Source organism: Actinomadura syzygii (assembly GCF_008085905.1).
Classification (GTDB): domain Bacteria; phylum Actinomycetota; class Actinomycetes; order Streptosporangiales; family Streptosporangiaceae; genus Spirillospora; species Spirillospora syzygii.
On record NZ_VSFF01000010.1, the window covers coordinates 133,508 to 147,067 of the forward strand.

13 protein-coding genes are annotated in these 13,560 nt (G+C 71.9%); 1 reads left to right on the plus strand and 12 read right to left on the minus strand.

Translation table 11 applies throughout. The features are described 5' to 3' along the window. Nucleotides 1–94: 94 nt before the first annotated feature. The 8 genes from FXF65_RS26015 to FXF65_RS26045 form a co-directional block, all read right to left on the minus strand. On the minus strand, nt 95–901 hold the full coding sequence (locus FXF65_RS26015) for an HAD family hydrolase (protein WP_148352659.1): 807 nt from the start codon (nt 899–901) through the stop codon (nt 95–97). Further along, complete coding sequence (locus FXF65_RS43950) at nt 898–2,010, minus strand: cysteine protease StiP family protein (protein WP_187412510.1); 1,113 nt, start codon at nt 2,008–2,010, stop codon at nt 898–900. Before FXF65_RS43950 ends, FXF65_RS26015 begins: the two co-directional genes overlap by 4 nt. Further along, nucleotides 2,007–3,371 carry a phosphoribosyltransferase family protein gene (locus FXF65_RS43955; protein WP_187412511.1) on the minus strand — a complete coding sequence of 455 codons (1,365 nt, stop codon included), beginning with the start codon at nt 3,369–3,371 and terminating at the stop codon, nt 2,007–2,009. The genes FXF65_RS43950 and FXF65_RS43955 overlap by 4 nt, the downstream gene beginning before the upstream one ends. After that, a complete protein-coding gene (locus FXF65_RS26025; RefSeq protein ID WP_148352660.1) occupies nt 3,368–4,537 on the minus strand; it encodes an HpcH/HpaI aldolase/citrate lyase family protein in 1,170 nt (389 codons plus the stop codon). Before FXF65_RS26025 ends, FXF65_RS43955 begins: the two co-directional genes overlap by 4 nt. A 90-nt stretch (nt 4,538–4,627) precedes the next feature. Then, nucleotides 4,628–5,206: a TerD family protein gene (locus FXF65_RS26030; RefSeq protein WP_148352661.1), complete on the minus strand. Its 579-nt coding sequence runs from the start codon at nt 5,204–5,206 to the stop codon at nt 4,628–4,630. A 105-nt stretch (nt 5,207–5,311) separates the two neighbouring features. Beyond that, on the minus strand, nt 5,312–6,430 hold the full coding sequence (locus FXF65_RS26035; protein WP_148352662.1) for a DUF475 domain-containing protein: 1,119 nt from the start codon (nt 6,428–6,430) through the stop codon (nt 5,312–5,314). 59 nt (nt 6,431–6,489) lie between these two features. After that, nucleotides 6,490–7,068: a TerD family protein gene (locus FXF65_RS26040; protein ID WP_148352663.1), complete on the minus strand. Its 579-nt coding sequence runs from the start codon at nt 7,066–7,068 to the stop codon at nt 6,490–6,492. Between the two features lie 40 nt (nt 7,069–7,108). After that, nucleotides 7,109–7,684, minus strand: a complete 576-nt coding sequence (locus FXF65_RS26045; protein ID WP_148352664.1) for a TerD family protein — start codon at nt 7,682–7,684, stop codon at nt 7,109–7,111. 190 nt (nt 7,685–7,874) lie between these two features. On the opposite strand from FXF65_RS26045, the gene FXF65_RS26050 reads away from it, so the two are divergent. After that, nucleotides 7,875–9,122: a molecular chaperone DnaJ gene (locus FXF65_RS26050; RefSeq protein ID WP_148352665.1), complete on the plus strand. Its 1,248-nt coding sequence runs from the start codon at nt 7,875–7,877 to the stop codon at nt 9,120–9,122. A 16-nt stretch (nt 9,123–9,138) separates the two neighbouring features. On the opposite strand, the gene efeB is transcribed toward FXF65_RS26050, so the two are convergent. The 4 genes from efeB to rpoD form a co-directional block, all read right to left on the minus strand. Then, on the minus strand, nt 9,139–10,374 hold the full coding sequence (gene efeB, locus FXF65_RS26055; protein WP_148352666.1) for an iron uptake transporter deferrochelatase/peroxidase subunit: 1,236 nt from the start codon (nt 10,372–10,374) through the stop codon (nt 9,139–9,141). Between the two features lie 74 nt (nt 10,375–10,448). Next, complete coding sequence (gene efeO, locus FXF65_RS26060) at nt 10,449–11,579, minus strand: iron uptake system protein EfeO (RefSeq protein ID WP_148352667.1); 1,131 nt, start codon at nt 11,577–11,579, stop codon at nt 10,449–10,451. Nucleotides 11,580–11,725: 146 nt separating this feature from the next. Beyond that, complete coding sequence (locus tag FXF65_RS26065; protein WP_148352668.1) at nt 11,726–12,175, minus strand: YbjQ family protein; 450 nt, start codon at nt 12,173–12,175, stop codon at nt 11,726–11,728. 185 nt (nt 12,176–12,360) lie between these two features. Beyond that, nucleotides 12,361–13,506: an RNA polymerase sigma factor RpoD gene (gene rpoD / locus FXF65_RS26070; RefSeq protein WP_148352988.1), complete on the minus strand. Its 1,146-nt coding sequence runs from the start codon at nt 13,504–13,506 to the stop codon at nt 12,361–12,363. Nucleotides 13,507–13,560 lie beyond the last annotated feature (54 nt).

The following is a 13,560-nucleotide window of genomic DNA, read 5'->3' on the forward strand; positions in this document are numbered from 1 at the left end:
ATTGTCACCTCAGAACGCGGCCGCTGCGACCCCTTGGGGGCCGTCGCTTGTCAACGCGGCGGCCGCCTGGACCGTGAATATTTACATACCGGCCTTACGCTGCGACGGCGCGTTCCAGGAGCCAGCCGGCGATCTCCTGACCGGCGGCGATGCCGCGCGCGGCGGTGACCGCCGTGACCGGCGACGTCCATCCGGTGTCATGGAGTTCGCCGTGCGCCGGGCGGACCGAGGCGTCGGCCGCTTCGAGCAGTTCGACGTCGAGGAGCGAGTCCCCGGCGGCGAGGGTGCGGGACGCGCCCGTCCGGCGGGCGACCTCCGCCGCGGCGGCGGCCTTGGTCAGTCCGGTGGGCAGGCAGTAGACCTTGCGGCCTTGCAGGGACGTGCGCCAGCCGCGCTCCGCGCACCAGCCGGTCAGGTCGTCCGTCCAGCCGGACGGGAGGGCCGCCCGGTCGACGACCGTGTAGGCGAACAGGCCGGACGCGCTGCGCCGCTTCAGGACGAAGTCGCCGCTCACATCCACAAGGTGGCGTTCGACCTCGGCGAGCGGCGCGCACTCGTCGGACACGCGCCGCCGGACCGACGCCGCCCATTCCGGGTCGTCCTCACCGTCCACGAGGAGGTGGCCGCCGTTCGCGCAGATGGCGTACGGGGGCGGCTTCTCCAGCAGGCGCACGCGCCGGTACTGCTCCGGTGTCCGCGTCGTGGACGGGACGAACGTCGCCGCCTCCGACAGAGCCTCCAGCGTGCGCGCGGCCGTCTCGGTGAGGTAGGAGAGCGGCGCGCCCTGGTAGAACTCCACGCACAGCAGGCGCGGCATCGTCTCGTCCGGTCCGCTGAGGTGGAAGGCGGCGGTGGAGTAGATGAGCGTGCGGTCGAGGTCCGAGCACACCAGGACGGTCACTGCGCCGCCCCCTTCCCGAACCGGGGGTGGATGAAGCCCATGCACGCATAGGGGAACCGTCCGGGCTCGACCTCGACGACCGGCGCCCCGCGCTCCTCCGCCAGCAGCCTGATGTGCGTGACCTCGGGGCCCGCGTCGTCCCGGACGAGCACCTTCCACGGGACGCGGCGCAGCAGCACCCGCGTCGTCTCCCCGATCCCGGGCTTGACGAGGTTCAGGTCGTCGATGCCCTCGGCGCTCGCGCAGCGCCGGACGGCCGCCCATCCGGACCAGTCGGGCGCCCGGTCGGCGGCGCGCAGGCCGGGGAGGTCCTTCGCGACCCGTTCGGCGACGTCGCCGAAGCGGGCGCAGACCGTGTCGAGGAACAGCGCGGACACGTCGTCGGCGGCCAGGTCGGCGTAGAACTTCGCGCCGTGGAAGTCGCCGGGGCCGATCAGGTCGCCGTTCAGGACCGTCCGGCTGACCAGGCCGGACACGGTCGAGTTGAGGCAGGCGGACGGGATCAGGAAGTCGTCGCGCGTCCCGTACAGCGAGGCGCAGCGGCCCGGGTCGGCGAGCACCGCGAGGTCGGACGGGAACGGGCCCCCGGCCAGCGCGGCGGTCAGCTCGCGGGTGATCGCGCCCTTGCCCGTCCAGCCGTCCACGAACATCACGGCGGACGGGTCGTGGTGCTCGGCCAGATATCGCAGCGCCACGGTGTCGATGCCGCGCCCGCGCACGATGCTGACCGCGTAGTGCGGGAGGTCGAGCCCGTGCGCGAACCGCGCCCAGCGACGCAGCAGGATCCCGACCGGCGTCCCGGCCCGCGCCAGCGATACGAGGACGGCCCCCGGCCCGCGCTCGGCGAGGATCATCTCGGTGACCAGGCCCGCCGCGTACGCGAGCCGTTCGGCGGACGCCTCCAGGGCCTCCCGGAACAGCCGCCGGTACTCGGGGCCCGGCTGGTACTCGACCGGCAGCGACTCGGCGTAGTGGGCGCGGCCCGCCTGGATCGCCGCCTCCCGCTCCTCTGTCGGCGCTTCGAGCCGGGCGTGCGAAAGGTCCTTGAGCAGCCACGCCACGTCCCCGGGCGGGTAGCTGCCGAAGGACGGCCCGTACAGCGGCTTCACGCGCGCCTCCGCGCCGGGACGGTCGCGACCAGCAGCGGAGCCAGCGTCCGCAACTGCGCCAGCAGGCCGGTGGCGAGCGCGGCGGTGTCGCCAGGGTCGTCGACGACGAGGACGATCCGGTCGAAGCCGTCCTCACCGCGCGGCGGGGCGACGTTGTAGGCGTAGCGCTCCCCCGGGCCGTCGGCGGGGTCGTCGTGGGCGGGGAAGGCGAGGCGCGTCCTGATCGCGTAGCCGGGGTCGTCGACGGCGAGGACCGGCGAGCGCGTGGTCGTCGAGTACCGGACATCGGCGGCGGGCAGGGCGTCGGCGAGCGCCTCCGCGAGGCGCAGCGGCGTGTACATGAGCTCCTCGAAGCCGAGCACGAGCACCCGCGAGGCGTCCGGCCCGAGTCCGGCCGCGATCGCGTCGGCCATGCGCGGCAGTTCCTTCTCCAGGACCCGGCGGTGTTCGGGGAGGAAGCCGTGGCGTCCGCCGTCCGGGAGCCCGGCGGGCCAGCCCAGCTCGACCCAGGACACGGGGAACTCCCGCTCGGGCAGCGGCGTCAGGCCCGCGGCGGAGAGGTCTTCGACGAGCGCCTTGCCCGCTTCGAGGACGCCCTCCGGAAGCTCCACGTGCCCGCCTGCCAGCGCGACCACGTCAATGCGCGTACCAAGCCGGGCAGCGAGTTCGTCCATCCGCACGCGATCGGACGAAGCGCGCAGATCGACCAAAGCCGCGAGGACGTAATGCCTTCGGCGACGAACCGCGTGCAACGCCTCAATGGTGTTCAGCACGGTGCGGCCGGTGGACAGCTCGTCGTCCACCAGCACGACCGGCCCGTCACGGTCGAACGCGGCGGGGGCGGCGGGGAGGAGGAGATGGCTCGTGGCGTGGCTGTGCTCCTCCTCGAACCCCCCGTAGGTCGAGAAGCCCGCGACCGGACGCCGCGTGGAGTGCAGGTAGTAGGCGCCGCCGAGGGCGTCCGCGACCGAATGCCCCAGGGCCGTGGCGGTCTCCGCGTAGCCGAGGACGATCGCGTCCACCGGCCCCTGCGGCGCCCTCAAACGGTCACGCAGACGGGCGGCCGCGCCTGGCACGCCCTCCAAAGCCTCAGCCAGGACCCCGTCCGGACGGGACGGCTCGTCCCCGCTCAGGCGCGCCCGCACAAGTTCCCCGAGCAGCAGCCCAGAGCCGTACACCAGCCGCGGATCGGTCGGGACGTGCTTGCCCAGCACCTCCGAGACCAGCAGATGCGCGCGTTTCGGGTTGCGCCGCACCGCCAACCCGACCAGGTCCGCCAGCCCGACGCCGACCGGACGCGCCCCGTCCGCGAGCCGCACACCCAGCTGCGCCGCCACCCACGTTCCATGCAGATGCGTCATCGGCTGTCCGCCGCTTCGAGCAGCTCGACGAACGTGACGCCCTCGGCCGCCACCCCGAACACGCGAGCGCGCAGCATCAGCCGCTGCGCCCACGCGCGGTGCGGCTTCGCCTCGTTCATCTTGTTCGCGTACGAGCTGGCCATCGCCCCTCCCCCGGCGACGCCCAGGATGTCGGCCGCGTCGCAGTACTCCTCGTGCGTGACCACCGACAGGGCGTGCACGGCCGCCACATGGCTCGGATGGATGACGGTCTTGCCGGTGAGGCCGTTCGCCTTGTCGAGGTGCACCTCGCGGATCAGGCCGTCCAGGTCGGACGTGATGAGCCGCTGCCGCAGCGGCGCCGCCCGCAGCGCGTCGAACGGCGACTGCCGCAGCTGCGGCTTGAACATCCGCTCCCCCGCCGAGAAGTACTCCCAGACCGGGCCGGTGACGACGTAGCCGGTGCCGTCCGCGCGGCCGAGGATGTTCACCACGTCGCAGATCACGCCCGCGACCGGCCGGATGTCGTAGATCGTCAGGTCGGGCGGGCGGCGCAGCCCGTACGCCGCGGACATGTCGGTCGCCCCGATCCGGACGGCGAGGATCCGCCGCCGGTGCTTGGCGAGCAGCCGCGCCACGTCGTTCAGCATCTCCGTGCGCGTCTCCGCGTACACCGCCTCCGGGCTCTCGATCACCGGCATCGCGAGGAGGCGGAGGCCGGTGCGGGCGGCCGCGTCCGCTATCGCGTCGAGGAACGCTCCACCGGAAGCGGCCGTGAACTTCGGCAGGACGAACCCGGACACCAGGCCCGCCGCGTCGCCGAGCCGGTCGAGCAGGGCGCCGACCTGGCGGGGGTCGCGGACGCGGACGAACAGCAGCGGCGCCTCGCCGCGCTCCGCCGAGCCGCGCCCGTGCAGCGCCCGGAACTGCGCCACGAGGTTCGCCTCCCCGGCGCCCACCTCGTCGTCGGCGATGGCGTCCTCCAGGCAGACGACCATGCTCATCACGCCCCGCCGCGCCGCGCGCTCGACGTCGTCGGCGAGGGACGGCCGGGTGGCGGGGCTGTACAGGGTCGCGCCCAGCGCCACCGCGAGCACCGCCGGGTCGTCGTGCCGGTCGAACGGCCGCGGATGCCGGTAGAACAGGTGCTTGCGGAGGGCGGCGTCCACATGGTCGAAATGCCGCATGGCCCGCCCCGTCAGCCGCGCCGGGCCATCGGGCCGGACACTTTCGCGCGGGGCGTCGTCGAGCGGGGCGTCGTCGAGCGGGGCACGGCGTCAGAGATGGGTCGACACGGCGGGCAACAGGTGCTGGAACGTGCGGCCGGTCGCGGTCGCGCCGATCGCCGTCATCGACCAGCCGTCGCCGTCCCGCGCCACCTTGGCCATGATCTGCGCGTTGTGCTGCCCGGCGCCGCTCAGGTCGTAGCGGGCGATCTCCTGGCCGGTGGTCTCGTCGACCAGCCGGCAGAACGCGTTGGCGATCTGGGTGAAGTCCTGGCCGGTGAAGGAGTTGACGGTGAACACGAGCTGCGTCACGTTCGCCGGGACGCCCTGGAGGTCGACGTTGATGACCTCGTCGTCGCCCTCGCCCTCGCCGGTCAGGTTGTCGCCGGTGTGCAGGACGGAGCCGTCCTTGCTGCGGAGCTGGCGGAACCAGACCTGGTCCGCGAGGTTGCCGCTGCCGTCGAAGAGCAGGCAGGACGCGTCCAGGTCGATGGACTGGGCGCGGCCCTTGCCGAACAGGCCCTTCTTGGCGACGGCGTCCCAGCCGAGGCCCATCCTGACCCGGGTGAGCGTCCCCCCGCCGGGCTTGGTCAGCGAGACCTTCTGCCCTTTCTGCAGCGAAATGGACATCGTTCGACTCCTTCGATCATCGATCATGGTCGCGGGGCTGTCGGACGTCGGACGTCCCCGGCGACCGGTACCCCGGCCGGGGGCGCCGGGGTACCGGTCGGCGGGTCAGACGTTGCTGGAGTGGAGCTTCTTGCCGTCCTCGCCGGGCGGCGTCTCCGCGGGCGCGCCGCCGCCCTCGCCGCGGTTGCGGACGACGGAGCTGGCGAACGCCGCGATGATCAGGCCCGCGCCGAGCCCGCCGGTGATCCACTCGGGCACGTGGTGGCCGATGCTGACCAGCATGCAGACCGCGAGCGCGCCGATCGCCCAGTGCGCGCCGTGCTCCAGGTACACGTACTCGTGCAGGGTGCCCTTGCGGACCAGGAAGACCGTCAGCGACCGGATGTACATGGCGCCGATGCCGAGGCCGAGCGCGATGACGATCGGGTCGGTGCTGATCGCGAACGCGCCGATGACGCCGTCGAAGCTGAACGAGGCGTCCAGCACCTCCAGGTACAGGAAGAGGAAGAACCCCGCCTTGCCGGTGGCGAGCGCCAGCGAGCTCGGCCCGGACCGCCCGCCCGCGCCCTCCCGCGCGCCGTCCTCGTCCTCGTCGTCGTCGCCCGCCTCCGAGAACAGCTCGCCGAGCCCGTTCACCAGGATGTAGGTGATCATGCCGAGCACGCCGGCGATCATCACCTGGCCCGGGTCCTCGGCGGCGAGCCACGACACGAACGCGAGCGACCCGCCCGCGACGACCACGGATAGCTGGTCCAGCTTGCCGATGCGGGCCAGCGGGCGCTCCACCCACGGCAGCCACTTCTCGGCGCGCTCCTCGAACACGAAGTCCAGGAAGAGCATCATGAGGAACATGCCGCCGAACGCCGCGATCATCGGGTAGGCGTCGTTCATCAGCTCGTGGTACCGCGCCGAGTCGTTCAACGCGAGGTCGAACGCCTGGACGGGGTTCAGCTTCGCCGTGATCCCCACGATCAGCAGCGGGAAGACCAGCCGCATCCCGAACACCGCGATCGCGATGCCGACCGTCAGGAAGATCTTCTGCCAGAACGCGCTCATCCGGTCCAGCACCTTGGCGTTCACCACGGCGTTGTCGAACGAGAGCGAGATCTCCAGGACGGCCAGCACGGCGACCAGGGCGAGCCCGGTGGGTCCGTCGTACAGCAGAGCGATGAGCAGGCCGACGACCGTGACGCCGAGGGACCAACCGAAGGTGCGAAGAATCATGCGCGTATTTCTGCTAGGAAGGACGGCCGAGCGGGGCGGCCGGATGCGGGGGCGGCGGGTCAGCCGACGTTGACGCCGAAGTCCATCGCGATGCCCGCCAGGCCGGAGGCGTACCCCTGGCCGACGGCTCTGAACTTCCATTCGCCGCTGTGCCGGTACAGCTCTCCGAAGACCATGGCCGTCTCGGTGGAGGCGTCCTCGGTGAGGTCGAAGCGCGCGAGCTCGTTGCCGTCCGTCCGGTTGACGATCCGGATGAACGCGTTGCGCACCTGGCCGAAGTTCTGCTGCCGGTTGTCGGCGTCGTAGATCGACACCGGGAACACGATGCGGTCGCAGTCGAGCGGGACGGCGGTGAGGTCGACGTTGATCGACTCGTCGTCGCCCTCGCCCTCGCCGGTCAGGTTGTCGCCGGTGTGCTCGACCGAGCCGTCCGGGCTCCTCAGGTTGTTGAAGAACACGAAGTGCTGGTCCGAGATGACCTTGCCGGTGGGGGCGAGCATCAACGCGGACGCGTCGAGGTCGAAGTCGGCGCCGGTGGTGGCGCGGACGTCCCAGCCGAGGCCGACGGTGACCGCCGTGAGGTTGGGGGCGGCCTTCGTCAGCGAGACGTTGCCGCCCTTGGCGAGTGAGACACCCATGTACGGGCCACTCCCTTCGTGGTGGTGCTGGATGACCTGGTCAGAGGTTGACGCCGAAGTCCAGCGCGATTCCGGCCAGCCCCGAGGCGTAACCCTGGCCGACCGCCCGGAACTTCCACTCCGCTCCCGAGCGGTACAGCTCGCCGAACACCATCGCGGTCTCCATCGAGGCGTCCTCCGACAGGTCGTAGCGCGCCATCTCCGACCCGTCGCCCTGGTTCAGGACGCGGATGTACGCGTTGCGGACCTGCCCGAAGTTCTGGCCGCGGCCGTCGGCCTCGTAGATCGACACGGCGAAGGCCACCCGCTCCGCGGTGGCCGGCAGCGCGCCGAAGTTGACCTTGAGCTGCTCGTCGTCGCCCTCGCCCGCGCCCGTCGTGTTGTCGCCGCTGTGCTCGACCCCGCCGTCCGGCGTCCGGAGGTTGTTGAAGAACACGAAGTGCTGGTCGCTGATGATCTTGCCTGAGCCGTCCAGCACCAGGGCGGAGGCGTCGAGGTCGAAGTCGCTCCCCGTGGTGGTGCGCAGGTCCCAGCCAAGACCGACGGTCACCGCGGACAGGCCGGGGGCCTGCTTGGTGAGCGAGACGTTGCCGCCCTTGCTGAGACTGACACCCACGATGGGCCTCCAAATCGCATGCGGATGTTTCGGACGCCGACCAGGCATCCAGCCTTATCGACGTTGCAGCGATGCTATCCGTTCCAATCGTCCTGGAAGCATTACACGAAAGGCTGCTCACGGCACCCGGCCCGGGGCGCGAAACCAGCCCCGGCTGGGCCAGACTGGGCAGGGACGAAGGGAGGCAGCGTTGCGGGGAGCGGGCGACCAGCGCCGCCGGGGCCGGGGGGCCCAGGCGGCCACCGCGGCGGTCGAGGCAAGGGAGGCGGCGGCGGCCGCCTTCTACGACATGGACCAGGCGCAGAAGTACATCGCCGGCCGGGTCACCGTCTTCGAGGATCTGGACGCCGCGGCCGCCGGGCCCGTCCGGCGGGAGTTCGCCGGGCTGTCGGAGGCGGCGGACGCCGCGTCGGTGGGCTACATCTCCGTCCTGGACGCCCACGACCTCGCTGACCAGGACCGGACACCCGCCGAGTACGACGCCGCGCGGCGCGCGTTCGTCGCGGCCGCCGAGCGGCTCCAGCAGGTCACGGGGAACCTCAACGGGTTCGCCGAGCGGCTCGCCCCGCAGATGGCGCGGCTGGAGGCCGCCCTCGACCAGCTCCCGCCCCGGCTGACCGCCGCCCGCGACGCGGTCGCCGCCGCCGACGCCGCGGTCGCCGCCGCGAAGAACGCCGGGATGGACGCCTCCGACCCCGAGGCGGAGCTGGCGCAGGCGAAGCAGATCCTGGCGCAGCTCGGCTCGCAGGGGCTCGGCGGGCTCGGCCTGGACGGCGCGATGCGCAAGGCCGAGGAGGTCCGCGGGATCGCCGAGCGGGCGCACGAGGCCGCCGCCGAGCTGCCGCAGATGGCGCAGAAGGTCCGCAACTCTCTCGCGTCGGTCCGCACCCGGGTGGACGTCGTCGCGAACCGCGCCGGGCCGGTCAGGGAGGCGATGAAGGTGCTGCTGCGCGGCTACTCGCAGTCCTGCTGGCAGGACCTCCGGGGCGCGCCCGAGTCGATCGAGGCGGGCGTGACGCGGGCGCGGGAGCGGCTGAACGAGGCGTCCGCGCACACGTCCCGCGCGGAGTGGAAGCAGGCGCAGCAGGCGCTCACCGCGGCCCGCACCGAGCTGAACGCGGCCGACCGGCGGGCCGGGCAGGTCACCGGACGGGTCGAGGAGCTGAAGGCGGTCGCCGCCGACCCGCAGGGGCCGGTGGAGGGCGTCCGGTTCGCCGTCCGGGACGCGCAGCGCCTCGCGATGGCCCAGCCGGGCGGGGCCGCGCCGCAGCACGCCCGCGTCCTCGACTCGCTGGTCGAGCGGCTGGAGAACGCGCCGAAGCGGCTCTCCGGCTCCCACCCCGACTACTGGGCCTACCTCCAGGAGCTGGAGTCGATCAAGACGGCGGCGGGCGACGTGGTCACCCGCATCCGGTCGGAGCGCGCCGCCCAGGGCTGATCCGTCTCGGGATCCCCTAGGCGAAGAGGGTGTCACCCCAGAAGCCGCCCTTCTGCACGCCCGGCGGGCAGGCGAACACCCCGGACCCGACGTGCTGGATGTACTCGTTCAGCGCGTCGGTCGCCAGCGAGCTCTGCACGCGGATGAACCCCGTGCGCGGGTCGCGCTGGAAGGCGATGAAGAACAGGCCCGCCTCCAGACGTCCGAGGCCGTCCGACCCGTCGGTGAACGAGTAGCCGCGCCGCAGGATCCGCGCCCCGCCGTTGGAGTCGGGGTGCGCGAGCCTGACGTGCGCGTCCGGCTTCATCTTCGCGAGGACGGGCGCGTCCCGCTCCTTGCGCGCGCCGACGGGGGCGCCCTCGCCCTTGTCGCGGCCGAAGATGTCCTCCTGCTCGCGCAGGGACGTCCGGTCCCAGGTCTCGATGTGCATCCGGATGCGGCGCGCGACCATGTACGAGCCGCCCGCCATCCAGTCGGAGCCGTCGCCCTTGCCCGCCCAGACGTGCCTGCCGAGCAGCTCGTCGTCGGTCTCGGCGATGTTCTCGGTGCCGTCCTTGAACCCGAACAGGTTGCGCGGGGTCTGCGCGCCCGGCGTCGTGGACGACGTCTTCCCGAACCCGAGCTGCGACCAGCGGACCGCGACCACGCCGAACCCGATCCGCGCGAGGTTCCGGATGGCGTGCACGGCGACCTGCGGGTCGTCCGCGCACGCCTGCACGGCGATGTCGCCGCCGCTGCGGGCGGGTTCGAGCGCGTCGCCGGGGAAGTGCGGCAGGTCGACCAGCGCGGGCGGCCGCCGCGCCTTGATCCCGAACCGGTCCTCGCCGTCCTTCTCGAACAGCGACGGGCCGAACCCGATCGTCAGCGTGAGCCGGGACGGCGGCAGGCCGAGCGCCTCCCCGGTGTCGTCCGGCGGCGCCACCGCGACGCCGCCGACCGCGCCGTCCCCGACCGGGCGGCCCGCGGTCATGGCGGCGGCGGCCTGCGTCCACTCCTTGAGCATCCGGACGAGCCGCTCGCGGTCGCCGGTCGTGACGTCGAACGCCGCGAAGTGCAGCCGGTCCTGGACGGGCGTCGCGATGCCCGCCTGGTGCGGGCCGAGGAAGGGGACGGCCCGGCCCGCGCCGCCCTTGTCCTCGTCCGCGAACGCGACCCGGTCGAGCCCGGCGCCGGCGGCGGCGCCGACCACCAGGCTCGCGCCGGAGAACCCGAGCATCCGCCGCCGGGAGAGCCCCGGACGCGCCTCTGTCATGTCGCCACCGTTGTCATGTCGCCACCGTCCTTCGGTCCGTGCGGCCGCGCGGTCGCGCGCCGCTCCGCGACGTGCTACCTCGCGACGGCCGCGGCGAGCTTGGAGAGCGGCTCGCCCAGCGCGTTCACCGCGTCGGCGAGCTCCTTGCGGTCGTCCTTGCCCACCGTGTCGTAGGAGACGTAGCCGTCGCCCTTCTCGTGCTTCTTCAGCAGCGCCTCGACCTTGGCGAAGCCTCCGTCGAGGTCCGTCGCGAGCTGCGCGTCCCGCTCCTGGACGACGGGCTTGAGCAGGTCGTAGATCTTCTTCGCGCCGTCCACGTTGGCCTTGAAGTCGACGAGGTCGGTGTGGCTGAACGCCTCCTCCTCGCCGGTGACCTTGCCGGTCGCGACCTCGTCCAGGAGTTCCTTCGCGCCGCCCGCCATGTCGTTCACCGGGTCGAGGGTGAGGCCGGGCAGCCGCGACTTCAGCGTCTCCAGGTCGGCGAGGAGCTGGTCGCCGTACTTGCCCTTGCCCTTGACCGAGCCGTCCTTCCAGAGCGCCTTCTCCAGCAGGTGCCAGCCGGACCAGTCCTTCTTCTCCTCCGGCTTCAGGTCGGCCTCGCGGGCGTCGACCTTCGGGTCGATGTCGCCGAACTTCTCCGCGACGGGCTCGATCGTCTCCCAGCCGACCCGCGACGGCGCGTACAGCTCCTTCGCCTTCGCGACGTCGTTCGCCTTGACCGCGTCGACGAACGCCTTCGTCTTCGTGATCGTGTCGTCCAGCCGGACGACCACGAACGCCTTGTAGTCGGCGGCGGCCTTGGCGAGGCGCTGGTCGCCGCCCTCGCCCGCGGTGCCGGTGACGGTCACGTCCTTGGACGGCCCCTTGCCGGTCTGGCCCGCGCTGCACAGCAGCTTGAACGTCCCGGCGGGCAGGTTGACGACGAAGTCGACGCTGGTGCCGGGGCCGATGTTCTCCCGCTCGGCGAGGATCTTGCCGTCCGGCTTCAGCACCTCGAACTCGTTGACCTTCGAGCCCTTGTTGGTGACCTTGAACGTGGTCTTGCCCGCGGTCAGCTCGGTCTTGCCGACCTCGCAGGAGTCGTCGGTCGCGGTGACGGGGATCGCGCCCGCGGCTCCCGCGTCGTCGTCCCCTCCGCACGCCGTGAGCAGGGACATCGAGACGGCGGCGACGCCGGCGACGGCGAGCGCGGAGACAGGACGCATGGGGGGCTCCAGAAGCGTACAAATTGGTTAGGCTCACCTAAATTAGCTAAGCCTCACCTGAACGCGTCAAGTGGCCCCCGCGTGAGTGCGCGGTCGGCGGCGCCGAAAGGGTCGGTCAGCGGGACCGGTCAGAGGTCGGCCGAGGGTCAGCGCGGCCTGTCCTGGAGGCCCATCGTGAGGTTGCGGGCGACCATCGGCGGCCCGCCGGGCTGCGGCTCGCCGTACGGCGGCAGCGGATGCGGCTGCTGCTGGGCCGCCTGCTGGTGCTGCGCGGGCGCGAGCTCCGCCCAGACCGCCGTCCCGTAGGCGCAGACCTCGATGCCGCCGCCGACGGCGGCGGTGTCGAAGCGCATGCCGACCACCGTGTTCGCGCCCCGGCGGCGCGCCTCCTCGCCGAGCCGGTCGACCGCCTCGCGGCGGGCGGCGGCGAGGCCCGCCACCGGCCGCTCCCCCGTCACCCGGAACGTCGCGCTGCTCCCGCCGTGCCCCGGCTGCGGCGCGGCACCCTGCTCGGCCTGCACGGCCGAGCCGAGGACCTCACCGAGCACGCTCTTGATCTCGTACCCCGCCACGCCGTCAGTCGTCACGATCAGCATGGTCACCACGGTAGATGACGGCCCGGACGGAACGCGACGCATCGGCGCGGACCGGACATCCGCCCGGCGAGCCGCCCGGCCTTTGAGACACGACCGTCCTCCCGGGGGTGCGTCCGGGAGGACGGTCGTGCCGGACGTCGTCCGCGCCGCTCTCGTTCGGTCCGGTCGGCCGACCGGGTGCCCGGTCAGTCCAGGTACTCGCGGAGCATCTGCGCGCGGGACGGGTGGCGCAGCTTCGCGAGCGTCTTCGACTCGATCTGGCGGATCCGCTCCCTCGTCACGCCGAACTCCCGGCCCACCTCCTCCAGGGTGCGCGGATGCCCGTCGGTCAGGCCGAAGCGCAACTGGATGATGCGCTGCTCCCGCTCCGACAGCGTGCCGAGGATGTCCTCCAGCTGGTCCTGGAGGAGGATGAACGCCGCCGCCTCGATCGGGACGACGGCGTCGGCGTCCTCGATGAAGTCGCCGAGGTCGGAGTCCTCCTCGCCGATCGGCGACTGGAGCGATACCGGCTCCTGCGCGATCCGCTGGATCTCCACGACCCGGACGGGCGACAGGCCCATCTCCAGGCCGATCTCGTCGGGGCTCGGCTCCCTGCCGAGGTCCTGGTGCATCTGCCGCTGCACGCGGACGAGCTTGTTGATCGTCTCGACCATGTGCACCGGGATCCGGATCGTGCGCGCCTGGTCGGCGATCGCCCGGGTGATCGCCTGCCGGATCCACCAGGTGGCGTAGGTGGAGAACTTGAACCCCTTCGTGTAGTCGAATTTCTCGACCGCGCGGATCAGTCCGAGATTTCCCTCCTGAATGAGGTCGAGGAACAGCATTCCCCGGCCCACATAGCGTTTCGCGATCGAGACCACAAGCCGGAGATTGGCCTCGATCAGGCGTTGCTTCGCCCGCGTGCCCTCGCGGGAGAGCTGTTCGAGGTCGAGCAGTTCGCCGCGGGCGAGGACGGCGGTCTGCGCCATCTTCTCCTCGGCGAACAATCCCGCCTCGATCGATTTGGCGAGTTCTACTTCATCTTCTGCCGTTAGAAGCGGTACGCGACCGATCTCTCTCAGGTAGATCCGAACCAGGTCGCTCGTCGGCGCCCGCTTGCCGAGGTCTCCCTCGTCCGCTCGCGCGACGTCCTCGGTCTCCTGCTGAGACTCGAGGACGTCCACCCCCTGCTCTGCGAGCATCCGGACGACCCGCTCAAGCGAGTCGTCCGGCAAGTCCGAGCGATCGAGCGCGGCAGCGACGTCCTCGACGGTCACGCCGCCGCGTTCTCTGCCGCGTGCGACGAGGTCCGCCACCTGATCAACCGATGGCGCCTCGCTTGGCAGCACCGAAGGGCCCACGAGGACAGTCTGCGTCAAATGGGGTCTAGATCACAGGACCCA